Below are 24,509 nucleotides of genomic sequence, written 5' to 3'. Positions count from 1 at the left end.
GCAGTGCAGGAACAGATCACGGACGCACTTGGCACGTTAGGCGGTTTTGGCTTTGATGCTGACAAGACCGCGCTGCCTCCAACCGCTGCGCCGGGGCCGCGCAATATGGGCGAGCTGTTGGCGGCTGCCGCGCTTGCACGTCGCACATCGGAAGGTGTGATCGAGGAGGACCTGTCGCAGGACGACGCCGCCGACAAGGCGTTGCGCAAATTCTACGAGCTTTATGCCCACCCTGTGCTGGCTGAAAAACTGGGCCTTGTGCGGGATTACGAGATCGAGATTGAAGACCTGACCACGCATACCAATGGGGACGCCGGTTTTCTGCGGGTGGGGGTACGCACGGCGACGCGCGATGTCTTCAGCTGGACTGCCACGGCAATTGACCCGAACACCCGTGGCGCGCTGGCGTTCCGGCCTGCGGGCAGGGAGGAATGGTTCGCAAATGGCGCGCCCGAACCGAGTTCCGGTTTGGTCAACCTGGGCGAGAAGCTTGACAACACGCAGCGGTTTACCTTGCAAACCGTGGACGAAGAACAGATCACCCGATCCGTGACACTTGCCGCCAAGAGCAGCGCCGAACAGGCCCGCCGCGCAGAGACGCCCGAAGAGGTCGATGACCATCTGCCGCAACTGCGCACCTACGGCATCGCTCTCATGGATCGAGGGCGTCTGGAGGAGGAGGCCTCTCGTCTGGGGAGTGCGATTGCCGCAGAGGCCCTTACGGAGGCACAAACGCCACTGATTTTCGCCGAGACCCTGACAATCGGGATGCGGGTCGATATCGGCATCGCGCAAGACAGTGAATTCGTGTGGTTTGACGCGGGGGAGCGCGACATCGCCTATGGTCTGGTGCGTGGCACAGACATCAGTGTGAACCTTGATACGGCCACCCCCGAACGTGACGCTTTGCGGGAGCGGACGACAGCCTATTTCACACCGCTCAACCGGTTCCTGGATGATCCCGTCGCCACATCGCCCGATGGCAAATCCGCTGTGGTCGGTGGTCGCCCGGATGTGGTTGTACAAGAGACCCTTTTGACATGGAGCGGTCGCGCCCTGTCATTGCCCCGGCGCAGCCGACGTGATGAGTTCAGCCTGGATCCGTTCTTTGCCCCGATGCAGGACATCGCCGACGGTCCGTTGCCGATCGAACTGGATTACAGAGAGGCGACGGTCGACCCGCAAGAGCCTATCAAGGACGGGATTGCGACTGGCGTCCCGCCGCTTTGGGAACAAATGGGATATGTCTTAGGGGCACGACCCGTGTATCTGAACCGTGGTGGGCCGGCACTGCGCGAGGCGCGGGTGCACTATGAGGATGCGAGCGCCCCCCTTGCGCTTGGGGATGGATACCTAACCGATGGGCGGCCAGCGCCGCTGATATTCGGGCGCAACGAGCCCATCGCAGCCCCGCAGCTTTTGCTGCCTGCGACGGCAAACGAACCTTTGTTTTCTGCCGAGGACATCGCGAAATGGCCCGGCAATTCGGTGGATACGCTGATCCTGCGCGACGCAGGCTATGATGAGGTTGCCGATGTCGAAAGGTATATCTTGCCGCCAAGGATTGACGTCACCACGGCAGAGGTGACCGGTGTCCTTGCAGATGCAGAGGTGGATAGCTTTCAAGACGGGGCAATCACGCGTCCAAAAGGGATGTTCAGCCGACGTAGCGTTCGTCAGGTCGACTGGAGTGGCGGATTTCCGTCGGCAATAGGCGGCGGTATTGCCGTGGACCCGCCCAGACCGGTCCAGTTCACAGACAACGATCCCGATGATCTGGCAAACGACCCGCTGTCCACCGCATCTGAAACATCTGTTCTGGAACAGGTGACACGTGGCGGTGTCTTTATGCAGGGCGAGGAAACTCCCGTCGAATTTCCTTACTATCCCGACCCCCTGGCCGTCTTCTTGTGCGTGATGCCAATACGTGACGATAGGGCACTTCTCAGCGAACCTGCGCGGATCCGGGTGTTGGAGGAAGGCGCGCGCTGGCCCGACCTGTTGCCGTGTCTGATCCAGTTGGCGCGCCCCGGATCGAGCAATCGAGCGAACCTGGTGGTTGAAAACGAGGACGCCGGCGTGGCTTTGTTCCTTCTGGATACGGATCGGGGGCCGCTGGGCCGCACGGTCCCAACGTTGCGTGTCGAGGTAGCAGAGGGGCGTAGTTGCAGGCTTTGCACCTGGTTTGCACCTGCAGATGAAAGCTTCATCAAGGGTCACAACCTGATCCGACTGGCCGCCGCATCGGCGATGGCGGGGGCGGATCGTTTCAAATCCGGGGATGCGGCCCTTCGCGCCTCTGGTCTGGTAGACCTGTTACAGTCTGCGCCCCTGCGCAGCTTGACGACGATGGAGCATTTGACGCTGACCAATGCCACACAAAGGCCTGTCGCGGCGCCGACGCTTTTGCCGGTGGAAGCGCCTGTTCTGCGAACCGTCCGGTGGGATTTGTCCGAAGGTGTTGCGGCGGCCATGAACCCTCCGGCGCCGGAGGCTGGGGCCCCTGAAAAACCTGCGTTGCAGCCAAAGCAAGCCACCATCGCGGTGATCGACGATGCGCTGAAGGCACACGGAGGTACAACCCTGCCGACTGACCCGACCGAGGCCCTTGATCCCAATGCCACGACGCTGATGTTTGGCGGAGATGTGGCCGTGCACCGCCCGTCAACCGCTGAGCTGCGCATCGAGGCCAAGTGGGAGGAATGGACCGATGACATCACCCGCCCAGCGAGACGGCAAGAGGCGGAATTCCTGCGCCCCTTTGCGCCGACCCAAGGGGACGGCTGGACCATACTGGATGGAACGCAGACCCCTGTTGAAAACCTTCCGGATGAGCCGAACGCCCCGGTCAACCTGCTGCGCGATGATGCCGGGGTGCCGCGGTGCTTGATCTATGATTTCGTTGACACCCGTGCGCGGGAACTGACCGTCCGCATTGCGGCGTTGTCACGCCATGCGCCTGTGTTTCCCGCGATGCAGGACCCAGAGGCGTTTGTCACACCTGGGCCCGAAGTCGCGATCAAGGTGCCCGCCACGGCACGGCCCGCAGAGCCGTCATTGGCCGAACCCATGCTGCCGGTTTTTTCCGAGGAGCGGATCACGATCGTATCAGGTAGTTTAAACCATCCCAACCGCACCGGGGTCGTTCTTACACGCGCAACCAAGCTGCGGTTTTTCCTGAACCGGCCATGGTATGATGCAGGGCAGGGGCAGCGCCTTGCGGTGCTGTTGTGGGATGGGGCCGTGTTGGACCCCGATACGCCGTCAGAGGTGGATAAGGTCGAGACCAAGCCAAGCGATATTCCCGAGCGGATGCGCACCTTCGTGAGCCTTCATGGGCGGGACCCGAAATTCGCCAGCACCAGCCTGCCGGATTTCATCACCGGCGCGGACTTTATCGGCGTCCCTCAAACGGACCGTATGGCACATTTAACCCTGCCTGACGTGGCAGATCCGTCGGGGGACACGGAGAAGGTTTCAGCGGTGTTGTTCGAGGCCAAGCTGGATGCCGTCTGCGATGTGTGGATCGTCGATGTCCCCATGGCTGCCCGGCGCAGCTACATGCCGTTTGTGCGTCTTTCACTTGCGGCGTGTCAGCCGAACAGCCGCCCGGGATTGGAGCTATCGCGCCCGATCGAGGCCTTTGGCCGGATCCCGCCCGCCCGCGAGGCGCGGCTGTCTGTTGAATGGGAAAACAACGCTCCCAGTGACGACCTGGCGATCATGGTCGATGGCGGCAGCTATGTTCAGCGGGAGCCGGGTGAGATCCTACAAGAGGTAAAGGCCACGGCAGACGCGCCTTGGCTTGAGGTTCTTTTTGTCGAGCGGGCCGCCGGGGCCGAAGGTAGCGGGGGATGGGTGCCCAAGCCTAACGACATAGGTGAAGACCATGCCGCGTTCAAACAACCTGCACCGATCCAAGCAGGCAGCGCGGGAGCCTGGGTTTCAGACAAACTATGGGACTTTGCACTAAAGATGCCCTCTGATTGGGCGGACCTTAAAGGCGCCGCAGATCGCGCGGTGCTGATCCGGGAGTACGAACGTGTGGCAGCCGACGCCGATGGACCAGCGCCTGATTTGGATGAAGCTTCCGTACAAGCGTTGAAAATCGTGGAAGCGTTTCACACCAGTCCGGATGGGCTGTCGTCGATCGTTCGAGGCAAGACTACGTTTGCGGCCAAATTCACCATGCAGGAGCTATTTGGACAGGAGCCTTCGGCCCCGAACTCACAGAAATAGCTTGGATAGTCGTGAATGGGTTTCGCGTCTCCCACGAGAGGGTTCTGTCAGAAGAACGTGGCTTGAGCCGGGACAGGGCGCAGACTAGCGTCCCGTCATGACCAGACCGAGCCCATTCAAGTACTTCAAAACGTCCCCTGAGATCCGAAAGCGCAGGATCGGAGCGATGCAATCCAGCAAGCGGAGGTGGCGTCTAGACGAGATGTTCGTGAAAATCAATGGCGAGAGGCACTACCTGTGGCGGGCCATCGATCACGAAGGAGAGGTACTAGAGAGCTTCGTCACAAAGAAGCGGGACAAGAATGCCGCCCTGAAATTCCTCAAGAAAGCAATGCGCAAGCATGGGCGTGTTGAGGTTGTGGTGACGGACAGGCTTCGCTCATACGGCGCGGCATTGAGCGAGGTCGGCGCTGCAAGACGTCAACAAGCTGGGCGTTGGCTCAACAATCGCGCCGAGAATTCCCACCTCCCATTCCGTCGAAGGGAGCGTGCCATGCTCCGTTTCCGCCGTATGCGAAGTCTCCAGAAATTCGCCTCCGTCCATGCCTCGGTCTCAAATCACTTCAACCAGGAGCGCAGTCTCTCAAGCCGGAACATCTTCAAAACGAACCGCACCGCCGCTCTCTCCGAATGGCGCGGTCTTTGCGCGGAATAAGGGACAGCCATCCTGCCCTAGCTGAGACTGGTTCGAACTAGTCTGACAGCACTCTTTTTACGGGCGTTACCGCGATCAGACTACTTAAACTGAACGTCGGCTTTAAACTCCAGAAGCAACCACTCGTTCAAACGGATCTATTGAGCGCTTCGTCCCGCATTCTGTGAGTTAATAGCTGACACAGCGAACAGCCGCTGACCATAGTCGAGCTCTGAAAATGAACAATTCCCGAGAGCTATTTCCGCATCAAATCTGGGAACTTGTCCGGGTCAATCCTTTGCTTCCCCTCCTTGTCGCTGGCCCAAGGGTTGCCGAAGGCTTTCGGGTCGGGTGGCGTGTATTCTGTCAGGTCCGCAGCTTTGAGTTTCCGGCGCGCTCGCTTGTGCTCTACTTTCTTGAAGCGCTTGTCGCTCTCGGCCTTGGTGATACCCGTGATCGGTGTCTTGCGTCTGGATCAAGACATCTCACTTCACCTCCACGCTGTCGTTGAGTTCGTGCGGATGCGTGTATGGCGGCAGCGACCAGCCGCGCTTCAAGAGCTCTTCCCTGATCTGAGCTCTGGCCCACCAGCCACCTTTGACGTCATTGCTGTATCGCGCATGCAGGCCGCATTCGATCGATTGTGCGATGATACTGTCATCGAGATCGCTTTTCGCGTTGCCACCAGTTTGGGTCATCTCAAAGCTCCGCATTATGTTCTACGTCCTGCCAGTGCTTGTTCTCGGGCAGTGCCTTTGCGCGTTGTTCGATGTCTCGGATTGTGATCGGGACATAACCCCAGACATCAACACCGACGTTGACGGCATTCCTGCTTCCCATCCACTGGTCGTGAACATGGCCGAACAGGTGAAGCGCGCCTTTTCGGGCGCGGTGCCATGTGATCATCGGGTAATGACAAAGCACCGAATGTGGGCCTTTGCCATCCGCCACTTCGGCAAGATGTGTCACGCTGGTCCAAGGCAGCTGCTGGGTCGCTTCGCCATCGTGGTTGCCGATGATAAGGTGCTGTTCCGCCCCCGGCAGCTTTGCGAAAAGCCTCGTCAACCAGTTGCGATCCTTTGCCTTCTGACCGAAGGCGAAGTCACCAACAATCCAGAGCGCATCTTTTGGGCCAACCTTCGCGCTGAGGTTCTCAATCAATACCGCGTCCATGTGGCTCGCCGATTGGAATGGGCGGCCACAGTGTTTTATGATGTTCTCGTGACCGAAGTGTGTATCGGCTGTATACTAATTCATCATTGCCTTACTCAGTTTGTCGGTTGCCCGCAGGGACAGCTGGTACCTTTTGACCAAAAGCACGGTCAATCTCTGCTTTCAGGAGCGCAGTGCGGTCATCGTAGCGTTTAGACCAAATGTTAACACCGGCAAAGACGCAGCCGAGGAGCAAGACAACATAGATTTGGAGGCCAGCGGCCGAGAAGGCGCTATCGGCGAGATCGATGGAATCCAACATCACGAACCATGGGAATAGTCCGGGGAGGGCCAGAAGAAAACTGAACCCGAACGTGCTGACAAGTGTAGCGCCGGGCGCTGTATTGACTGTTAGGTCGCTAGTCTCGAATAACTTCTGCGTCGTCAAATTTGCGAATGCGATGAGTTTGCCGGAGGTTCGGTCTCTGAAGACAGCAACTTCGTGGCCCGTCTGCGCAGCTTCAAACAGCTCGCCTTGATATCGGTGCTCATGTCCGGCGCTGTCCCGCAGCCACAGCTCGCACGTAGGCAGCGGTTGTTGCTCGAATGTACTGAACCTCCGCACCGCAAAATGAATTGGCCTGCGCCGTCTCGGCCCATCGACCAAGGGTGCTATGTTCTGGCACCGCACCGTGACCGCGTCCTGTTGACACAAGTTGTTCCTCAAGCGGAACCGCATATCCTGCATCAATAAGAGCCACCCGCTGACCAATTGATGCTAGGCCGACAGCCAACGCAGCCGCTGTAGTTGTCCGACCGGCCCCACCCTTGAAACCGAGGCATGAGATCATTTGCAGGTTTGGTTCCATTTCAAATTGTACTTGTACGATTCAGCACGCGGTCGCCGCCAGCCAAGCTGTCCCTTTCGACAAAGGCGGATGCCAAAGCCACGATGGCCGCGGTTGGGCTAGCGTCTTCACTGGGCGCAAGAGTTATGATGAAATGTAACTTCACAGATGTAATGTATCTTAAAACAGGTAGAGTTAAAACCAACAAACGGCACTTTACCGTTTGTGAAACGAACGCCCAAAAGTGAACTGAGAGATGTGCTTGCACGGAACCTCCGGCTCTATCGAGCCGAGAAGGTTGGTCGCAAGAACGTCTTGCCCATGAGGCAGGCCTCAATAGGACCTATCTTAGCGCCGTTGAGCGCTCTGAGCAGAACATTTCTGTCGACAACATTGCCAGACTTGCCTCAGCGATGCGTGTCGAAGCCCACACTCTGTTGGTTAGGTCTTAGACCAACGCCTCATAGCCGCAGTTACTCGCCGCTCCGTCAGATAGTGCAACTTAGTGACAGCCTTCTCGGGGCCCATCCCGTTTGGTGGCGTCCAGTTATCGCGTCGATCCATTATAGCACACCAGGTACGGAAACATGTTGTATAAAACGGGCAACTTGTTTCCATGCTTACGCAATCATTGGTTTCGCATCAAATTCTTCGCTGACCTTCAAATGGTTTGGCGGGTTGGCATCGTAATCCTTTATCGTCATCTTCCAAACCATGGGATTTGGCGTTTTCATCCACCGGACTGACTCCATTTATGACGACGTGCCGTCGGAGCGATATCAGTTCCCTAAGCAGTACCTGACCCGCGTTCAGCAATGCGAGGGTGACTGGATTGTATATCTCGAGCCCAGTAAGGTCAGAAACACCAAGGGCTATTTCGCAGTCGCCAAAGTGCAGGAGGTCATTCCTGATCCCAGGCAAGCAGACATGCACTTGGCGGTGATTGAACCGGGAACATATCTCGACTTTGGCGATCCTGTCCCGTTTCGCTATGAGCAGCAGATTGTCGAACAAGGTCTGCTCAATGATTTGGGCAGAATATCTGGAAGAGCTCAGGCAGCTGTCCGGCCGCTATCACCAACTGATTTCGCCCGGATCGTTGAGCTTGGCCTCGGAAAGGATCACGACATCCTTCCTCGGGTCGGTCAGCTCAGCGAAACTGGCGGGTTCAAAGAAGATCAATTGCCTTTCGAGTTCCCAACTGCGAGAGAACGCATCAATCAGTTGACCAACAGGGCTGTGCGCGACCGCAACTTCCGCAAAACCGTCCTCCGCGCTTACTGCGAGCGCTGCGCGATCACCGGTTTGCGTCTCATTAACGGTGGTGGACGCGCAGAGGTGGAGGCAGCACATATCCGGCCGGTTGAACATGATGGCCCGGACATCATCAGCAATGGTATTGCGTTGTCTGGTACGGCTCACTGGATGTTCGACAGAGGTCTTGTCGGCCTATCGGATGATTTGTCGGTTTTGGTGTCGAGACAGACCAACGATCCGGATGCGGTGAAGTCGATGATCAATGCATCGGGCAAGCTTTTGGTGCCTGAACGAGCGGCAGAACAACCAAGAGCAGAGTTTGTGTCGTGGCATCGTGAGAACTGCTTTAAGCACTAAGAAGAGGAAATGTCGGCCTATGCCGTTCTCCCGAGAAAAAACCGATCTGATCAAAGCTCAGCTCCGTGATCGCCTCGAGAACGGCAACCCAAACAATTGGGAGCGCTCCTTCTTTTCGGACATGCTGGAACGGTTCAACAGCCACGGTACCAAGACGCGCCTGACGTCTGCGCAGTATCGGAAGTTGCACCAACTTTTGGATATACCGCGTGAAGCAAAGCCGGAAAGAACCTCAGAACGAAAAGCACCCCGGACCAGCGCGCCTGCTCGTCCGAAGCGCCCACACAGGAGACCTGCGTCGCCTTTACGCGCCATCCGCGCGCCGCAAAGAGCGATGCGTCGCGCCACGCGGCAGGTTATGTGGCCCCTCGTGCTGGTTCTCGGTTTTCTTGGATTGGTTGGCTCAGCTTTTGACACATCATCTTCTGGAGCAGTCGATGTCCGGCAAACAGAACGGAACAACGCGGCTGACTACCTGATCGTCACTGGCAGCAGCGTCAATCAGCGTTCCGGTCCCGGCACTGGCGACGCTGTCATGGGCCAACTGAGTGAAGGCACACGTGTCCGCAGGTTAAATGAGCGTAACGGGTGGACCCAGGTTTCTTCGGAGTCGGGAACAGGATGGATGTCGTCCCGATATCTGCAATCGCTGAGCAGTCGCACTGCTGCGGTAGAAAACGTGACGACAAATCAATATTCACTGAGCGCTTCCGCCATCCGCGTCATTGATGGCGACACCATTGGCATCCGGGGACAGTCTGCAAACGTGCGACTGGTTGGGTTTAATGCACCCGAAACAAGTTCGCCACAGTGCCAGGCCGAGCTCAATGCTGGCCGCCGTGCAACCGCGCGTTTGAATGCTCTCGTCAGCAATGCCCAAAGTATCGAGTTGGAACGTGTTCGTTGTGCATGTCAGCCAGGCACGGACGGCACAAGCCGCTGCAACTTCGGGCGACAGTGCGGCGTGCTGAGAGTAAATGGAGCTGATGTTGGGCGCATCCTCATCTCAGAGGGCCTTGCCGTCCCCTAAGGGTAGCACCTTCGCTCTCGCAGCGACTGACCGGAATCCGCCCCTGGGTGCCGAATCCACGACCGGCAGGCCGCACTTATCTGGGGCAGTTTTTCGAAACGAACAAAAAAGCCAGTTCTGTAAAACAGAAGGCGCCAAAACTCACCAAAATGGTAAAAGTTGCGTTCTTACCCAGCAAAAGTTGCAAGTCTCGCCGGACAAGTTGCGATTCATGCCGGACGACACAAAATGAAGTGTTTGGCTGGGATGGTAGGATTCGAACCTACGGTACACTGTACCAAAAACAGTTGCCTTACCACTTGGCTACATCCCAACGTGACGCGGTAATTAAGCCGATGGGCCGCAACGTTCAAGTCCCGATTTCGACAAAATCGAATTGCTTGGTGTGATGGCGATAGCTCCGGGGGTCTCGGGCAACTGCCGTTTCAGCGTTGCACATCAACAAGAATGGCGCCTTGGCGTTGACCGTTCTCGACCGCTTGATGCGCCGCCGCAGCCTGTGCCAGCGAAAAGACCTTCCCGACCGGGCAGTACAGCGCCCCTTGTCGCAAGGCGTTATGCAAAAGCTCTACTGCCATCAGACGCTCATTGCGCGGCAGGATGTAAATTAGCGCAATGTCAATCGTAACCGCCTTGAAGAGAAGCGGGCCAAAGGGCACGCTGGGCGCCATGTCTTTGGCAGAACCATAGACGGACAGGATGCCGTTTGGCGTGATCACTTCGGCATTGATGGCGATGTTCTGGCCGAACTCGACATCAACGATTCGGTCCACCAATCCGCCGCCAGTGGTCGCCAAGATATCCTGGGCGAGGGTGCCGGAGCGATAATCGAGAACATTATCAGCACCAGCGGCCTTGCAACGGTCAAACCCGGCCGGGCTGGCGGTGGCGATGACAGTCGCGCCGCCCCATTTGGCCAATTGCACGGCCAGATGCCCCACACTGCCGTTGCCGCCGTGGATCAACAGCGTTTTGCCTGCCACATCGCCCCCGCCAAACACGGTATGGGCAGCGGTCAAACCCGGAATACCAAGGCTTGCCCCGGTCTCGAATGAAATCTCGTCAGGCAGGGCAATCGCCTGCTCAGACGGCAGCACAATCCCTTCGGCGGCTGTCCCCATCGGGCGCTGCCACTGGCCGTTCCAGATCCAGACCCGCTGTCCGATCCGGGCAGGGTCAACGCCTTCACCGACCGCTGTGATATGGCCCGCACCGTCGCTATGCGGGCAGATGCGTTCAAAGGGCGGCCTGGTCACACCGGGCCGCGCGCCTGCGCGTGCTTTAACGTCTGACGGGTTCACTCCCGAAAAAACCAGCTCAACGCTGACCTCCTGCGGGCCGGGGGGCCGAAGGGGTATGTCGGATAGCTTCAATACCTCGGTTGCAGGTCCGAAAGCGGAATAGGTCACCGCACGCATGATGGCACCTCCTGTTGTTTTTTGATGTCCCAGATTAGCCGATCCGGGCGGGCAGACCAGTTTCGCAGCCTCTCAGCGGACAGTCTAGTCGCGAAGCTCGGTGGCCGAGACGCCCCAGAGATTTGTTTTCGGAGCCCAGCCGCGAAAACCGCCTGATCTGAGGTGGCACCACTCCGGCCCACACTTGCCGAGACGCGCAATGACGCCCCCTTCCAATGCGGCATTCACCGGTGCGGCCGCATCCGGGCGGCTGTGGATCTTGAGTATCTCTTCTTCGACGATGACCGTCCTGACGCCCGACAACAACGAGTAATGTATCCAGCCGCCCTGACCATCGCGGTCTTCTACCCGGCGCCAATGCCCGTGCTCTGCGGTGATCCGCAGCGGCATATCGCGGCGCTTGAACACCCAATCGATGCGGTGCGTCAGCGACGGGCCGCGTCTGACATTCCCCTCTGAGGCCTTCATCGAGACGTAGCGGGGCAGGGGCAGATTGGTGATAGGCCCGGTTTTGGCCGGCTCCACCGGGTTCGCCGACAGCGGTGTCAGAAACAGTGCGGACATCAGCAGCCCCATCAGGCTGCAACGCAAAACTCGGGTCATCTGATGGCCTGTCTCGTGCATTTTGCTCATTTGCTTGCGCGAGGTTCTTGTGCCTCGTCGTCAGTTCCGCCACCATGCCATAAAAAGACAAACTGCGCCAAGTCCCGGGAGAGTATAATGTCCAAACCGAAGCTGAGTGTTGTCGTTACGCGACGGTTACCCGAGGAGGTTGAAACGCGGCTGTGCGAACTCTTTGATGCCAAGCTGCGCGGCGAGGACACACCGATGTCGCGAGGCGAGTTGGCGGAGGCGATGAAGTCTGCGGATGTTCTGGTGCCGACCATCGCGGATGACATCGATTCCACTTTGATTGCACAGGCCGGTGACCGGCTGAAACTGATCGCGAACTACGGCGCGGGGATTGACCACATCGACGTGGCCACGGCCCGTCAGCGTGGTATCCTTGTGTCCAATACACCGGGTGTTTTGACGGATGATACGGCGGATATGACGATGGCACTGATGCTGTCCGTGCTGCGCCGTATTCCAGAGGGTCTGGCGGTCATGCAGGAGGATACGTGGGAGGGCTGGGCACCGACTGCGTTTCTGGGCGGTCGCGTGGGCGGGCGGCGTTTGGGGATACTTGGGATGGGCCGCATCGGCCAGGCGGTTGCGCGTCGTGCTGCTGCTTTCGGGATGCAGGTGCATTATCACAACCGTCGCAGGTTGCGCCCTGAAATCGAAGCGGAATTGCAGGCAACCTACTGGGAGAGCCTTGACCAGATGGTGGCGCGTATGGATGTGATTTCTGTCAATTGCCCGGCAACCCCGTCGACATTCCACCTGATGAACGCGCGGCGGCTCAAGCTGATGAAACCCCAGGCGGTAATCGTCAATACGTCCCGGGGTGAAGTCATCGACGAGAATGCATTGACCCGGCTGCTGCGGTCGGGTGATATTGCGGGGGCAGGCCTCGATGTCTACGAGCGCGGCACCCAGATCAATCCGCGCTTACGCGAGCTGCACAATGTCGTCTTGCTGCCGCATATGGGGTCAGCCACACGCGAGGGAAGAGTCGAGATGGGTGAGAAAGTCATCATAAACATCAAGACGTTCGATGATGGCCACCGGCCACCGGATCAGGTTGTGCCGTCCATGTTGTAATCACGCCAATCCTGAGGGAGAGATTTGATGAAACAGTTGCTTTTGGGACTTGCGCTTTTCATGGGCCAGACGGCTTATGCGCAACAAGCGGCGGACGCCGTGGCGCCGGAGGTCGCGACGCAGGGCGCGTTTGAGACCCTCTCTCCTGCCGTATCGGCGGCTTTGGATGCCAAGGCGGCCGGGCGTCCTGTCGAGGCGTCGAACTGGATGGTCGCCGCCGCCAACCCCTGGGCGGTTCAGGCCGGGGCAGATGTTTTGCAACGCGGCGGCACCGCAGCCGATGCGCTGGTGGCGGTGCAGGCCATGCTCGGGCTGGTGGAGCCGCAATCCTCGGGTCTGGGCGGGGGTGCCTTTCTGGTCTACTACGATGCCGAAAGCGAAACGCTGACCACGCTTGATGGCCGCGAAACCGCACCGCTGGCGGCGACACCACGGCTTTTCCAGGACCCGCAGGGAGAACCCTTGGGGTTTTTCGATGCAGTCGTTGGTGGGCTGTCGGTCGGGACACCGGGGACCCCGGCTCTGATGGAGCAGGCGCATGTCCGCTGGGGGAGCCTGCCTTGGGCAGACCTGCTCACCCCGGCCATTGAGCTGGCAGAGGGCGGTTTCCCGGTCTCGCCGCGTCTGGCGGGGCTTATTGAAAACGACAAGGAGCGTCTGGCGCGCTTTGAAGAGACGGCAAGCTATTTTCTCCCCGAAGGCGAGCCGCTGACGGTGGGGGAGACCCTTGTGAATGCCGATTATGCAGACACCCTGCGCCAGCTCGCGGCAGAAGGGGCCACGGCCTTCTATACCGGTGAGATTGCGCAGGACATCGTGGCGGCCGTTCAGACCGCGCCGGGCAATCCGGGCGTGCTCTCCACGCTGGACCTGAGCGTTTATGCGGTGAAGGAGCGCGCCCCGGTCTGTGCCAGCTACAGGGCACATGAGGTCTGCGGCATGGGCCCGCCGTCCTCCGGGGCTTTGACCGTGGGGCAGATCCTGGGGATGCTCGACGGGTTTGATCTGAGCGCCGGGCCTGCGGACCCCCAGGTCCGCCGCCTGATCGGGGATGCCTCGCGGCTCGCTTTTGCGGATCGCGGGCGCTATATGGCCGACAGTGATTATGTGCCGGTGCCGGTCGAGGGTCTGATCGACCCGGCCTATCTGGCCGACCGGGCAGGTTTGCTGGCTGGGGATGCTGCGCTGGATGAGGTAGCGCCCGGCGCACCTGTCTTTGACCACACGCTCAATTGGGCGGATGACGTATCGCTCGAGTTCCCCTCGACGTCCCATTTCGTGATCGTGGATGCTGCGGGCAATGTGGCATCGATGACCACCACGATTGAAAACGGTTTTGGCAGCCGGCTGATGGTGCGGGGGTTCCTGTTGAACAACGAGCTGACGGATTTTTCCTTTCGCAGCCACGAGGACGGCGTGCCTATTGCCAACCGGGTTGAGCCGGGCAAGCGGCCCCGATCTTCCATGGCACCCACAATCGTGATGAAGGACGGCATGCCCGTGCTGGCCATCGGCAGCCCCGGCGGGAGCCGGATTATCGGCTATGTGGCCGAAAGCATCATCGCCCATCTGGATTGGGGCATGGATGTTCAGCAGGCCGTTTCTGTGCCGCATGCGGTCAACCGCTTTGGCACCTATGATCTGGAAGAAGGCACGGCGGCAGAAGCCCTGGCAGACCCGCTGACCGCGCTGGGGTTCGAGGTTGACACACGCGCGCTCACCTCTGGCCTGCATGCGATTTCGATTGGACCGATCCTGCAGGGTGGGGCGGACCCGCGTCGCGAGGGGATTGCCCTTGGCCAGTAGTCACCCGCCTTTAAAGGAGCATTAAGATGGTCAAACATGCAAAAATGCCCCGTAATGACGCCGGTATCCACACGGCGCTTGGGATTCTCAAGCAACGGTTCGGCACGCAGTGTCAGACCGGCCATGCCGTCTGCGAGCAACATGGGCACACAACAACGTGGCTTGAAAACCAGCCGCCTGATGCGGTGGTTTTTGCCCAGACCTCGCAAGAGGTGTCGGATATCGTCAAGGTCTGCGCAGAGCATCGCGTGCCGGTGATTGCCTATGGTACCGGCACCTCGCTCGAAGGGCATGTGAACGCGCCTGCCGGTGGGGTCTGCGTCGATCTCAGCCAGATGGACAAGGTGCTTGCGGTGAATGCGGGCGATCTTGACTGCCGCGTCCAACCCGGTGTCACCCGCGAAGACCTCAACACCCATCTGCGCGACAAGGGGCTCTTTTTTCCCATTGATCCTGGCGCGAACGCATCGCTTGGCGGTATGGCCGCCACCAATGCCTCGGGCACGAACGCGGTGCGCTATGGCACCATGAAAGACAACGTCCTGTCGCTGGAGGCGGTGATGGCGGATGGTCGCATCATCCGCACCGGGGGGCGTGCGCGAAAAACCTCCGCAGGCTATGACATGACACGGCTGCTGGTGGGCTCCGAAGGCACGCTGTGCATCATCACCGAGATTACGCTGCGCCTGCAGGGTATCCCCGAAGCCATCAGCTCTGCGCGCTGTTCGTTCCCGACGGTCGAGTCGGCCTGCCAAACCGTCATGTCCGTGATCCAGTACGGCCTGCCCGTGGCACGGATTGAACTTCTCGACGAGGTGATGGTGCGGGCCAGCAACGCTTATTCCAACCTCGGCTTGCCAGAGACGCCCCTGTTGTTGCTGGAATTTCACGGCACCGAGGCCAGCGTGGTGGAGCAGGCCGAGATATTCGGTGCGCTGTCCGATGACTTCGGCGGCACAGGATACGCCGCCACCACAACAACGGAAGAGCGCAACAAGCTCTGGAAGGCCCGGCATGATGCCTATTGGGCGATGCTGCAATATCGTCCGGGGGCCACGGGCATCGCCACGGATGCCTGCGTGCCAATCTCGCGGCTGGCAGACTGCGTGACCCAGGCCCAGGCCCGCGCGCAGGAACTTGGGTTGATTGCCCCTATCGTCGGCCATGCGGGCGATGGCAATTTCCACGTCACCCCGCTGGTGGATATGGCGGATGCGGATGAGGTGGCGCGGGCGGCGGGCTTTGTGGCCTGGCTGAATGATCTGGCGCTTTCCATGGACGGGACCTGCACGGGCGAGCATGGCATCGGGCAGGGAAAAATGCCCTACCTCGTGCAAGAGATGGGAGAGGCCACGGATTTCATGGCCGATATCAAGGCGGCACTCGACCCCAAAGGCATCCTGAATCCGGGCAAGATCACTAGCTGAGCCAAGCGGGGCGAGCGCCCGCCTGCGGCAGGTCAGGTCGGCCAATGGGTGGGCACGCGGTCCTTGACGCGTTTGAGTTTTAAAAGCGCCGTATAGGCCGCGATCCGGTGGTCGTCCTCGTCGTCGACCTTGTCGGGGATCAGCCAGTAACGGCTGCCGATTGTGCGAAAGCCCAAAATCTTGGGCGGCAGGTAACAGACCGTATCATCAACGCGGCACAGGTTGATGACCCAGCCCTCATGTGGCAGGCGCTCACGGTTGCTGCGGCGACTGGTTTGTGGTGAGGCAAAGGCAATGGTCGGCACCCGCAGAGACATGCCCACGATCTGCGCGGAGGCGGCCCCCAGAGAATGCCCGATGATGAGCTTGGGCCGCAACCCCTTGGCAAACATATAGACCCGCTGCGCATGCTCCAAAAAGCCGCCATGCCAGAGCGTACCGCTGTCCCCGGCGACCACGTCAAAGCCATGGCCGTCATGATCGATCCCGGCAAAATCGAGGCTGAAATCAAACCAGTCCGACAGCTCGTTGGTCCCGGGGATGACCAGAATGCTCGACTTCAGATAGTAGGCCTGAACGCCGGCGACATCGATGGCGGTATGTAGGTCATCGGCGTTTGTCTCGTTATTGGTGTCTTCCATTATCTGGGCTGCATCAAGCAGGCTGATCTTGCTCATGGCGGTCTCCAATTGTTTAAAAAAATGAATTTTTCTATTAAGATGCGTATTTAAGCACCCTTCGCTTTGCCCTGTCGAGAATTTTCCGGGGGGCGGGCCGTTGCATGTCGCTTTCCCTCGATTTCCGGTCGGGCGCGTTTTGCGCGATATTTTGCAGGGCGTTAAACCAGTGCGCAGGTCCGCATGAGGGAGTCGCAGGTCATGAAAACAGAAGTCAAAGCGCTGGTCGTTGGCGGCGGTGCCGTCGGCACCTCGATTGCCTATCATCTGGCGCGCGCGGGCTGGCAGGACGTCATGCTGCTGGAGCGGGACGAGCTGACGTCAGGCTCCACCTGGCATGCGGCGGGCCTCTTGCCCTATTTCAACATGTCCTTTGCGACAACGCATATCCATGACTATTCCATTCGCTTCTACAAGACGCTGGAGGAGGAGACGGGGCTGAACGCGGGCTTTGCGGTGGTGGGCAACCTGCGGATGGCGCAAACGCAGGAACGCATGGATGAATACATGCTCTACGCGACGACGGCGGAGACCTGCGGAGTGCCCTACCAGTGGATGACCCCCGACGAGATCAAGGCGAAGTGGCCCCTGATCCGCACCGAAGATCTGAAAGGCGCGCTCTACCACCAGACCGACGGCTACATTAACCCCGCAGATGTGACCATGGCGATGGCCAAGGGCGCGCGCCAACGCGGCGTGATGATTGAGCGTAAATGGCAGGCGGATGCCTTTCACTGGACCGGAACCCATTGGGAGGTCACGGCCACCAAGATGGCTGAGAAGGGCGGCAATCTGGTGCCTACCGAGGAGCAGGTTGTGATCACCGCCGAACATGTTGTGACGGCGTCAGGCAACCACGCGCAGCGCACAGCGAAAATGCTGGGCATCAAGATGCCCGCGATCCCCGTCGAGCATCAATTCATCGTCATGGATCAGGACCCGGAGCTGGTGAAATTCCGCGCCGAGGGCCATGTCGAGCATCCGGTGATCCGGGATGCGGACGCGCAGTCCTACGTGCGTGAGGAACGCGGCGGCTGGATTCTAGGGGTCTATGAGAAAAACGCGCCTGCGCGCTTTGAATACGGTGTGCCTGACAGCTTCCGCGCCGATCTTTTTCAACTCGATCTCGACCGGATCGAGGAGCAGTACATGGCGATGAATCACCGTATTCCCTCTGCCGAGGACTGCGGTCTCAAGGATGATTTCAACGGGCCTATCTGCTATACGCCGGATGGCAACCCGCTGGTGGGCCCGGCACCGGGCCTGCGCAATATGTGGCTGGCCGAAGGCTTCTCTTTCGGGATCACGGCGGCCGGCGGCACCGGGTATTACCTCGCGCAGATGATGGTCGAAGGAGAGGCAGAGATCGACATGGCCTCGCTCGACCCCAAACGCTACGGCGATTGGATGACCACCGAGTTTGCCGCGCGCAAGAACGAAGAAGCCTACGATCACGTCTATATCCTGCACCATCCGGATGAAGAGCGCCCGGCCTGTCGCCCCTTGCGCACTTCGCCCGCCTATGACCGTCAGGCTGCACGCGGCGCGCAGTTTGGGCAGGTCAATGGCTGGGAACGCCCGAATTATTATGCACCACAAGGGTTTAGCGACCATGACAGCCGGTCCTTCCGGCGCGGCGGCTGGTGGCAACACGCTGTCCAAGAGGCGAAAGCGATCCGTGAAGGGGTGGGCCTGATAGATGCGACCGCCTTCACCAAGCATTGGATCAGCGGGCCGGGGGCGAGCGCGTTCCTTGACTGGTTCACCACCAACAAGCTGCCCAAGGTGGGCCGGATCAACCTGACCTATGCGCTGACGGACCACGGCACGACGCGGACGGAGTACACGATCGTAAGGCTTGCAGAAGACGACTATTATCTCGTCTCCGCCGGGGCGTGGCATGCCTACGATCAGGACTACCTCTACAAGGCGATCATGGAGAAAGAAGCCGAATTCGGCCGGATCAACGAACAGGATGTGACCACGCAATGGGGTGTCTTTGCCATTGCCGGGCCGAAATCGCGCGATGTGCTGAACGAGATCGTCAAGGACGCGGACCCCGCCACGGCTCTCAGCAACAAGCGCTTTCCGTGGCTCACCATGCGCAACATTGAGCTGGGCATGTGCCCGGTGCGCGCGATCCGTGTGGCCTATACCGGTGAGCTGGGATGGGAGCTGCATCATCCCATCGAAATGCAGAACTACCTGTTCGATCAGCTTGAAGCGGCGGGAGAAAAACACGGGATGAAGCTGGTGGGCGCGCGTGCACAGAACTGGCTGCGGCAGGAGAAATCATATCGTGCCTTCGGCACCGAACTGGGCCGCGATGCCACGCCACTGGAGGCGGATCTGCCGCGTTTCGTGGACCTTACCAAGGACTTCTATGGCAAGGCGCGGATGGAAGCGACCGGCCTGCGCGCCAAATGTGTGACCTTGCTGATTGATGGGCCGGAAGATGCCGACCCCTGGGGCCGCGAGGCGCTCTATCATGGCGAGACCCGCGTGGGGCGTTTGACGTCTGGCGGGTATTCGGTGGCTTTCGAGAAATCCATTGGTATGGGCTATGTTACGCCTGATCTGGCGGTGCCGGGCACACCGCTCAAGGTAAAGATGTTTGATCGGCTCTGGAACGCGGAGATCGTCGAGGACAGCCCCTATGATCCCAAAAACGCGCGCATCCGGGTGGATGGCTAGCGGCTGGCGACAAAGGCGAGGTTGTTTGCGGGCATCTCAATACCAACCACTTCCCGCACCCCGGCGCCGAGCAGCCATTCCCTGATGTCTGCATCGTTCTTGTAGCCGATGGCCGGATCGGCCTCTGCCAGCTGCGCGTGAAACCGCAGGTCGCCTGCGCTGGTCAATTGCCCGGCCCGCATGAAAGGCCCGTAAAGAACAAAGCGCCCCTCCGGTGCGAGGGCGTGGACGGCCTCTTCGATGAGGACCCGCGCTTGCGGGGTGGAGATCAGGTGCAGCAGGTTCACCAGCACGATCAGGCTCTGTGCGCCGTGCCTCTTGTGCCACCCGGCTTGACTGGCATCCAGCGGCACGGCGGGCAGGAGATTGGGCAAGGCCGCCTCAGCCCCGTAGGCATCGATGCTGGCGCGCCGCTCGGCGTCGATCTCTGTCGGCTGCCAGGTCAGGCCGGGCAAGGCACGGGCAAACTGCACAACGTGCTGGCCGGTACCGCTTGCGATTTCAAGGGCTTGACCCCGGCGCGGCGCATGGCGGCACAACAGGTCGCATAGAACCTCTCCGTTGCGTTCAGCGGCGGGGGCGTGCAGTTTAGCGCCCTCGCCGGGTGCCAGCACGCTGGCGCTGGTGGGCAGCTTGCCGGTCATCGCAACCGCTCCGGTTTCAGGGCTGCCACGACCTGCGCGGGCAAGGCGCTGTCGCGTCCAAAGACCAGATCGGCCACGAGTTGCCCGGCGGCAGGCGCGGTCTGAAAACCGTATCCGCCCTGTCCGGCGCACCAGATGAAACCCGGCGCGGCAGGGTCAGGGCCCAGCACCAGTGTCCTGTCGGGGGCAAAGCTGCGCAGCCCAGCCCAGCTTGACAACAGCCGGGTCACCTGTGTTGTCACCATTTTTTCAAACAGCGCAATTCCGGTCGCCAGCGTCATTTCCTCGGCCCAGGCGTCATGTGGCTCCACTGGGTCTTCATCCGCCGGAGAGACCAGCAGGCAGCCTGCATCGGGCTTTGCGTACCAGCTTTCGCCAACACCAAAGAACATCGGCCAATTGCTGACGTCCTGGCCGTCGGGGGCGGGAATACGTGCCATCGACCGGCGGTGGGGGGTAATCCGCATCGGTGCAACACCGGCAAGCCCGGCAATCTGGTCGGCCCAGGCACCGGCTGCGTTGATCACGATGTCGGCCCGGTGGGCCTGCGCGTCTGTCTGAAGCTCCCATTTTTCATTGTGATAGCGGAGGCTCCGTACCTTTTGGCGGGTCAGAATGTCGCCGCCGTTCTGCCGGAGTGTGCGCGCGAACCCCTGCATCAGGCGGTCGGTGTCGATGTCCTGCGCATCCGCGTGATATCCCGCAAAGCGCAACCGGTCGGGGTTCAGCACCGGCACCATACCGCAGGCACAGTCGACCGAAATCTCCTCCAGCCCCATGTCGGCAAGGTCGGTGCGAAAGGCCTCTTCTTCCTCTGCCGTGCCAAGGATCATCAGCCCGCGCGGGGTGAGATACCCGCCGTCATGGGTCTGCAGATACTCTACGCTGGCACGGTTCAGGGCTTGCACGCTGGGGGCGCCATAGTTCTGTTCGATCAGGGCGGCGGACCGGCCCGAGGCGTGATAGCCAAGCGCCTCCTCGCCCTCTAGCACGGTGACCTCGGCATCCCGCGACAGATGAGCTGCGGCGGACAGCCCCGCAATCCCGCCGCCGATCACCAGCGCCTGCGTCATGCCTGCTCTTCGATCCGGTCCGTGGCCGGTGGCGGCGTGGGGCTCAGCGCTGCAAGCCGCGCGTAAAGCGCGGGGGGCATCTCGTAGGTCATGGCCGCCAGCGATGGGGCGAGCTGCGCTGTTGACCGGGCGGAGATGATCGGTGTCGGGCCCATGGGGTGGGCGGCCGCCCAGGCCACGGCCAGAGTCGCCGGGTCGGTTCCCACATCCACGGCGACCTCTGCAAGATCGCGCGCCGCCTGATGCATCCATTCCAGCCCGTACCGTTTGGTATAGCGGTCATCTTCGATCAGCCGGCCCGCCCCACCGCTGGCATATTTGCCGGTCAGCAAGCCGCCTCCCAGTGGCGAATAAGGCGCGCAGGCCACGTTCTGATCGGCGCACATCGGCAGGATCTCCACCTCAGCCTGCCGCTTGACCAGATTGTACATCGGCTGGAGGATATCGACCGTGATGTCGAATTTGGCCGCGATCCCGATGGCCTTGACCACCTGCCAGGCGGCAAAGTTCGACACGCCGACATAGCGGATCAGGCCCTGCTGTTTCAACTCGGCAAGGGCCTCCATGCTCTCATGCAGATCGGTATCGGGATCAAAGCGGTGCAGGTAGAGGATATCGACCATATCCATGTTCAGCCGCTGTCGCGATATCTCAAAGGATCTGTGGATATTCTGCTTCGAGCCTCCGCCATCATAGGCGACCTTTGTGGCAATCGGCAGACCGTCACGCCGGTCACCGAGCATCCCCCCCAGCAGCGTCTCGGAGGCCCCGCCGGTATAGACATGGGCGGTGTCGAAATGCGTGATCCCGGCAGCGATGCAGGCGTCAAACATGGCGCGCGAGGCCTGCGCATCGGCGGCTCCGCCAAACTGCATGGCACCAAAGGCAAGGCGACTGGCGGGGGTGCCATCGGGGCTGGTCAGGATTTTTGTCATGAGACAAGATGTGGCATGGGCGGGCAGGTCATGCAATGTTGAATGGCAGGTAATCTGGCAAGAAGGGCAGGGCGGATGATTGTGATCGACAAGGAGACATTGAAGGGCACCGCGCGGGATGCGGCGGGGCCGGGATGGCGCAGCCTCCGGCTCTTGGTGAAATCAGACGGCATGGGATTTTCCATGACAGAGACCCATGTGCTGCCCGGTGCGGTGCTGGATCTGGAATACAAGCACCATATCGAGGCATGTTTCTGCCTGAGCGGGGCGGGGACGGTGCTGGAGAAAAGCACCGGCACGCTGCATGCGATCACACCGGGTGTCTTATATGCCCCGGATGCGCATGACGCCCACCAGGTCCGGGTGGAGGGCGATGTGCCCTTGCACCTGATCTGCGTCTTTTCACCGGCCTTGCAGGGCGATGAGGTTCATGGGCCGGATGGCAGCTATGCGCGCGGCTGATCGGGGGTGAACGTGCAGACGAAGGTGATGACTTTTGCAGCACTCATCTCGCAGGGAAAGAGGCGTGGGCCGTTGCCAAGCTCATACGCATTGAGGCTGATGTAGCCCGTGCCGCCCAGTTCTTCTGCGACCAGCTTGAGGGATTTGCCGTTGTTAAAGACCTGCTTTGTCGCGCTGTAGCGGCGCGTTCCACTGTGCCCATACGTGGTGCCTGTGGGGAGCGCATGCAACGCCCTCCAGAAAGCTTCCGGGATGAGCGGGTCAGGTCTTTTGGCCAATTTTTGGCTCCGTGCCCGCTTGGATGCGGGCGATGTTGGATCGGTGCCGCCAAAAGATCAGGACGGCCAGCAGGGCAAACAGGATCACCCCGTGGCCAAACCCCAACACCACCGCCAGTGGCAAGGACGCAGCAGAGGCGACCAGCGCGCCCATGGAAGAGATCCGCGTGCTCAGCGCCCCGGCCAGCCAGGCCAGACAGCAGCCGATGCCGACGGGCCAGGCCAGCGCCAGCACAATGCCCAGAAATGTCGCCACCCCCTTGCCGCCCGCAAACCGGAGCCAGACAGGATAGCAATGGCCGATCATTGCCATCAGCCCCGCCACCTGCGCGAGGTCTTCGCTGCCCGCCGCGCGGGCGGCCAGCACGGCCACAGCGCCTTTGCCCCCGTCCAGCACCAATGTCAGCGCCGCCGCCAGCTTGTTGCCGGTGCGCAGTACATTGGTTGCGCCGATGTTCCCCGATCCAATGTCCCGCAGATTGCCCAGCCCCATCAGCCGCGCCAATACCATGCCAAAGGGGATGGAGCCCAGCAGATACCCGATGAGCGCCCAAAGCGCGATCACCGCTGCTGTGTGTTCAACAGGCGGCATCACGATCTTTCATAGACGCAGCGTCCGGCGACATAGGTTGCCAGCACGCGGCCCTGCATGCGAGCGCCGTCAAACGGGGTGTTCTGCGACTTGGATCGCAGCGCGGCGCGGTCCATCAGGAAGGGCGCATCGGGGTCAAAGAGCACCAGATCGGCGGGGGCGCCGATGCTCAGCCTGCCGCTCTCCAGACCCAGGCGCTTGGCCGGGTTCAGTGCCATCGCGCGCCAGAGCGTCGGCAGATCAATGAGGTCGGCGTGGTAGAGTTGCATCGCTGCCGGCAGCAGGGTCTCAAGCGCCACCGCGCCGGAGGCCGCTTCTTCGAAGGGCAGGCGTTTACTTTCCTCGTCCTGGGGCGTGTGCATCGATGAAATGATATCGATCAACCCGGACTTCACCGCGTCCGCGATGGCCAGACGATCCTGCTCGTCCCGCAGCGGCGGCTTGAGCTTGAAGAAGGTGCGGTAGTCCGCCACATCAAGCGCGTTCAGCGTGAGGTGATGGATGGAGGTGCCCGCGGTGATGTCGAGCCCATTGGCCTTGGCGCGCGCCAACGGCGGCAAAGCGCGGGCGCAGGTGATCTGATCGGCATGATACCGCGCGCCGGTCATCTCGACGAGCGCGATGTCGCGATCAAGCCCCATCCGCTCGGCCATCGGCGACACGGCGGGCAGGCCGCGCAACGAGGCGAACTTACCGGACGTGGCTGCCGCCCCCCGGCTCAGACCGGGGTCCTGCGGATGCGCGATGACCAAAGCGCCCAGGCCCTGCGCATAGCTCAGCGCCCGTGAAAAAACCTTGGTGTCTGTCACAACCCGGTCGCAATCGGTGAAGGCCACGGCACCGGCATCCATCAGAAACCCGATCTCGGTCATCTCGCGCCCGGCACGCCCTTTGGTCAGCGCAGCCATCACGAGGACATTCACAGGAGCCGCCTCATTGGCGCGGCGTGTGACGAATTCCAGCGTCTCGGGACTGTCGATGGCCGGGGTGGTATCGGGGCGCGTGACCATGGTGGTCACCCCGCCTGCCGCGGCGGCCAAGCCTGCGGAGCCATAGCTTTCCTTGTGCCGCTCGCCGGGTTCGCAGACCTTCACGCCGATGTCGACGATGCCGGGGGCCAGGTATTTCAGATCGCAGTCCACGCAAGGCCCGGACGGGCGGGCCCCATAGGGCAGATGCTCGACGATCCTGCCGTCTTTTACGCGCACCCCGCCTTTTGACACTGTCCCGGTTTCCGGGTCCACGAGGCGGGCGTTTATCAGGTTAAGCTCGGTCATTC

Annotated in this window: 21 protein-coding genes, 1 tRNA gene and 1 pseudogene; 10 read left to right on the top strand and 13 right to left on the bottom strand. The window is 60.6% G+C overall.

Annotation, left to right across the window (positions count from 1 at the left end):
• Window positions 1-3 precede the first annotated feature (3 nt).
• Together H7847_RS01710 and H7847_RS01705 are read left to right on the top strand one after the other, a co-directional pair.
• Window positions 4-4,239 carry a hypothetical protein gene (locus H7847_RS01710; RefSeq protein ID WP_227267648.1) on the top strand — a complete coding sequence of 1,412 codons (4,236 nt, stop codon included), beginning with the start codon at window positions 4-6 and terminating at the stop codon, window positions 4,237-4,239.
• Window positions 4,240-4,336: 97 nt separating this feature from the next.
• Window positions 4,337-4,894, top strand: coding sequence for an IS6 family transposase (locus tag H7847_RS01705; protein ID WP_227267647.1), 558 nt, complete (start codon window positions 4,337-4,339; stop codon window positions 4,892-4,894).
• A 464-nt stretch (window positions 4,895-5,358) separates the two neighbouring features.
• Here the strand turns inward: H7847_RS01705 and H7847_RS01700 are convergent, their stop codons facing one another.
• The 3 genes from H7847_RS01700 to H7847_RS27065 form a co-directional block, all read right to left on the bottom strand.
• A complete protein-coding gene (locus H7847_RS01700) occupies window positions 5,359-5,571 on the bottom strand; it encodes a hypothetical protein (RefSeq protein WP_227267646.1) in 213 nt (70 codons plus the stop codon).
• A gap of 1 nt (window position 5,572) precedes the next feature.
• Window positions 5,573-6,046: a metallophosphoesterase gene (locus H7847_RS01695; RefSeq protein WP_227267645.1), complete on the bottom strand. Its 474-nt coding sequence runs from the start codon at window positions 6,044-6,046 to the stop codon at window positions 5,573-5,575.
• 527 nt (window positions 6,047-6,573) lie between these two features.
• Complete coding sequence (locus H7847_RS27065) at window positions 6,574-6,876, bottom strand: nucleotide-binding protein (RefSeq protein ID WP_227267644.1); 303 nt, start codon at window positions 6,874-6,876, stop codon at window positions 6,574-6,576.
• A 347-nt stretch (window positions 6,877-7,223) separates the two neighbouring features.
• Between H7847_RS27065 and H7847_RS26665 the strand changes: the two are divergent.
• From H7847_RS26665 to H7847_RS01675, 3 genes and pseudogenes are all read left to right on the top strand, one after another.
• Window positions 7,224-7,325 (top strand): annotated as a pseudogene (locus H7847_RS26665) (helix-turn-helix domain-containing protein); the annotation flags it as partial.
• Window positions 7,326-7,587: 262 nt separating this feature from the next.
• A complete protein-coding gene (locus H7847_RS01680) occupies window positions 7,588-8,487 on the top strand; it encodes an HNH endonuclease (protein ID WP_227267643.1) in 900 nt (299 codons plus the stop codon).
• 19 nt (window positions 8,488-8,506) lie between these two features.
• Window positions 8,507-9,517, top strand: coding sequence for an SH3 domain-containing protein (locus H7847_RS01675; protein ID WP_227267642.1), 1,011 nt, complete (start codon window positions 8,507-8,509; stop codon window positions 9,515-9,517).
• 238 nt (window positions 9,518-9,755) lie between these two features.
• Here the strand turns inward: H7847_RS01675 and H7847_RS01670 are convergent.
• The 3 genes from H7847_RS01670 to H7847_RS01660 form a co-directional block, all read right to left on the bottom strand.
• A tRNA-Gln gene (locus tag H7847_RS01670) sits at window positions 9,756-9,830 on the bottom strand.
• 112 nt (window positions 9,831-9,942) lie between these two features.
• Window positions 9,943-10,935, bottom strand: coding sequence for an NADPH:quinone reductase (locus H7847_RS01665; RefSeq protein ID WP_227267641.1), 993 nt, complete (start codon window positions 10,933-10,935; stop codon window positions 9,943-9,945).
• A gap of 84 nt (window positions 10,936-11,019) precedes the next feature.
• Window positions 11,020-11,499: an SH3 domain-containing protein gene (locus H7847_RS01660; protein ID WP_227267762.1), complete on the bottom strand. Its 480-nt coding sequence runs from the start codon at window positions 11,497-11,499 to the stop codon at window positions 11,020-11,022.
• Between the two features lie 156 nt (window positions 11,500-11,655).
• Between H7847_RS01660 and H7847_RS01655 the strand changes: the two genes are divergently transcribed.
• Genes H7847_RS01655 through H7847_RS01645 form a run of 3 tightly spaced genes read left to right on the top strand, consistent with a single transcriptional unit; the run spans window position 11,656 to window position 15,875 of the window.
• Window positions 11,656-12,642 (top strand): 2-hydroxyacid dehydrogenase, encoded by a 987-nt coding sequence (locus H7847_RS01655; RefSeq protein WP_227267640.1) that lies wholly within the window; start codon window positions 11,656-11,658, stop codon window positions 12,640-12,642.
• A gap of 27 nt (window positions 12,643-12,669) precedes the next feature.
• Entirely contained in the window at window positions 12,670-14,448 is a 1,779-nt protein-coding gene (ggt, locus tag H7847_RS01650; RefSeq protein WP_227267639.1) for a gamma-glutamyltransferase, read from the top strand.
• Window positions 14,449-14,474: 26 nt separating this feature from the next.
• Window positions 14,475-15,875: an FAD-binding oxidoreductase gene (locus H7847_RS01645; protein ID WP_227267638.1), complete on the top strand. Its 1,401-nt coding sequence runs from the start codon at window positions 14,475-14,477 to the stop codon at window positions 15,873-15,875.
• A 32-nt stretch (window positions 15,876-15,907) separates the two neighbouring features.
• On the opposite strand, the gene H7847_RS01640 is transcribed toward H7847_RS01645, so the two are convergent.
• The gene (locus H7847_RS01640; RefSeq protein ID WP_227267637.1) at window positions 15,908-16,552 is read right to left on the bottom strand and encodes an alpha/beta hydrolase family protein; all 645 of its coding nucleotides are present in this window, start codon (window positions 16,550-16,552) and stop codon (window positions 15,908-15,910) included.
• Between the two features lie 201 nt (window positions 16,553-16,753).
• Between H7847_RS01640 and H7847_RS01635 the strand changes: the two genes are divergently transcribed.
• Window positions 16,754-19,246: a GcvT family protein gene (locus tag H7847_RS01635; RefSeq protein ID WP_227267636.1), complete on the top strand. Its 2,493-nt coding sequence runs from the start codon at window positions 16,754-16,756 to the stop codon at window positions 19,244-19,246.
• Here H7847_RS01635 and H7847_RS01630 read toward each other — a convergent pair.
• Genes H7847_RS01630 through H7847_RS01620 form a run of 3 tightly spaced genes read right to left on the bottom strand, consistent with a single transcriptional unit; the run spans window position 19,243 to window position 21,898 of the window.
• Complete coding sequence (locus tag H7847_RS01630) at window positions 19,243-19,890, bottom strand: DUF938 domain-containing protein (protein WP_227267635.1); 648 nt, start codon at window positions 19,888-19,890, stop codon at window positions 19,243-19,245. The two genes, H7847_RS01635 and H7847_RS01630, sit on opposite strands and share 4 nt — an antisense overlap.
• Window positions 19,887-20,963 carry an NAD(P)/FAD-dependent oxidoreductase gene (locus H7847_RS01625; RefSeq protein ID WP_227267634.1) on the bottom strand — a complete coding sequence of 359 codons (1,077 nt, stop codon included), beginning with the start codon at window positions 20,961-20,963 and terminating at the stop codon, window positions 19,887-19,889. The genes H7847_RS01630 and H7847_RS01625 overlap by 4 nt, the downstream gene beginning before the upstream one ends.
• A complete protein-coding gene (locus tag H7847_RS01620; RefSeq protein ID WP_227267633.1) occupies window positions 20,960-21,898 on the bottom strand; it encodes an aldo/keto reductase in 939 nt (312 codons plus the stop codon). The genes H7847_RS01625 and H7847_RS01620 overlap by 4 nt, the downstream gene beginning before the upstream one ends.
• Window positions 21,899-21,973: 75 nt before the next feature.
• On the opposite strand from H7847_RS01620, the gene H7847_RS01615 reads away from it, so the two are divergent.
• On the top strand, window positions 21,974-22,360 hold the full coding sequence (locus H7847_RS01615; protein WP_227267632.1) for an ectoine synthase: 387 nt from the start codon (window positions 21,974-21,976) through the stop codon (window positions 22,358-22,360).
• Here H7847_RS01615 and H7847_RS01610 read toward each other — a convergent pair.
• Genes H7847_RS01610 through pyrC form a run of 3 tightly spaced genes read right to left on the bottom strand, consistent with a single transcriptional unit; the run spans window position 22,345 to window position 24,507 of the window.
• On the bottom strand, window positions 22,345-22,638 hold the full coding sequence (locus H7847_RS01610; protein ID WP_227267631.1) for a hypothetical protein: 294 nt from the start codon (window positions 22,636-22,638) through the stop codon (window positions 22,345-22,347). The genes H7847_RS01615 and H7847_RS01610 overlap by 16 nt on opposite strands.
• Window positions 22,622-23,230 (bottom strand): glycerol-3-phosphate 1-O-acyltransferase PlsY, encoded by a 609-nt coding sequence (plsY, locus tag H7847_RS01605; protein ID WP_227267630.1) that lies wholly within the window; start codon window positions 23,228-23,230, stop codon window positions 22,622-22,624. Before plsY ends, H7847_RS01610 begins: the two co-directional genes overlap by 17 nt.
• Complete coding sequence (gene pyrC, locus H7847_RS01600; RefSeq protein WP_227267629.1) at window positions 23,230-24,507, bottom strand: dihydroorotase; 1,278 nt, start codon at window positions 24,505-24,507, stop codon at window positions 23,230-23,232. The genes plsY and pyrC overlap by 1 nt, the downstream gene beginning before the upstream one ends.
• Window positions 24,508-24,509: the final 2 nt, after the last annotated feature.

The organism is Roseobacter weihaiensis (assembly GCF_020622345.1).
GTDB lineage: Bacteria > Pseudomonadota > Alphaproteobacteria > Rhodobacterales > Rhodobacteraceae > Roseobacter > Roseobacter weihaiensis.
The sequence above is the reverse complement of the archived record's forward strand: the minus strand, read 5'-3'. Positions and strand labels throughout refer to the sequence as shown.

Excerpts from the sequence above, each read along its gene's own strand:
- H7847_RS01645 (WP_227267638.1), top strand. The coding sequence starts at position 14,475 with ATGGTCAAACATGCAAAAATGCCCCGTAATGACGCCGGTATCCACACG.
- H7847_RS01630 (WP_227267635.1), bottom strand. The coding sequence starts at position 19,890 with ATGACCGGCAAGCTGCCCACCAGCGCCAGCGTGCTGGCACCCGGCGAG.
- H7847_RS01635 (WP_227267636.1), top strand. The coding sequence starts at position 16,754 with ATGAAAACAGAAGTCAAAGCGCTGGTCGTTGGCGGCGGTGCCGTCGGC.
- H7847_RS01665 (WP_227267641.1), bottom strand. The coding sequence starts at position 10,935 with ATGCGTGCGGTGACCTATTCCGCTTTCGGACCTGCAACCGAGGTATTG.
- H7847_RS01680 (WP_227267643.1), top strand. The coding sequence starts at position 7,588 with ATGGGATTTGGCGTTTTCATCCACCGGACTGACTCCATTTATGACGAC.
- H7847_RS01695 (WP_227267645.1), bottom strand. The coding sequence starts at position 6,046 with ATGGACGCGGTATTGATTGAGAACCTCAGCGCGAAGGTTGGCCCAAAA.
- H7847_RS01640 (WP_227267637.1), bottom strand. The coding sequence starts at position 16,552 with ATGAGCAAGATCAGCCTGCTTGATGCAGCCCAGATAATGGAAGACACC.
- H7847_RS01620 (WP_227267633.1), bottom strand. The coding sequence starts at position 21,898 with ATGACAAAAATCCTGACCAGCCCCGATGGCACCCCCGCCAGTCGCCTT.
- H7847_RS27065 (WP_227267644.1), bottom strand. The coding sequence starts at position 6,876 with ATGATCTCATGCCTCGGTTTCAAGGGTGGGGCCGGTCGGACAACTACA.
- ggt (WP_227267639.1), top strand. The coding sequence starts at position 12,670 with ATGAAACAGTTGCTTTTGGGACTTGCGCTTTTCATGGGCCAGACGGCT.
- H7847_RS01660 (WP_227267762.1), bottom strand. The coding sequence starts at position 11,499 with ATGTCCGCACTGTTTCTGACACCGCTGTCGGCGAACCCGGTGGAGCCG.
- H7847_RS01625 (WP_227267634.1), bottom strand. The coding sequence starts at position 20,963 with ATGACGCAGGCGCTGGTGATCGGCGGCGGGATTGCGGGGCTGTCCGCC.
- H7847_RS01700 (WP_227267646.1), bottom strand. The coding sequence starts at position 5,571 with ATGACCCAAACTGGTGGCAACGCGAAAAGCGATCTCGATGACAGTATC.
- H7847_RS01615 (WP_227267632.1), top strand. The coding sequence starts at position 21,974 with ATGATTGTGATCGACAAGGAGACATTGAAGGGCACCGCGCGGGATGCG.
- H7847_RS01675 (WP_227267642.1), top strand. The coding sequence starts at position 8,507 with ATGCCGTTCTCCCGAGAAAAAACCGATCTGATCAAAGCTCAGCTCCGT.
- H7847_RS01705 (WP_227267647.1), top strand. The coding sequence starts at position 4,337 with ATGACCAGACCGAGCCCATTCAAGTACTTCAAAACGTCCCCTGAGATC.
- pyrC (WP_227267629.1), bottom strand. The coding sequence starts at position 24,507 with ATGACCGAGCTTAACCTGATAAACGCCCGCCTCGTGGACCCGGAAACC.
- H7847_RS01655 (WP_227267640.1), top strand. The coding sequence starts at position 11,656 with ATGTCCAAACCGAAGCTGAGTGTTGTCGTTACGCGACGGTTACCCGAG.
- plsY (WP_227267630.1), bottom strand. The coding sequence starts at position 23,230 with ATGCCGCCTGTTGAACACACAGCAGCGGTGATCGCGCTTTGGGCGCTC.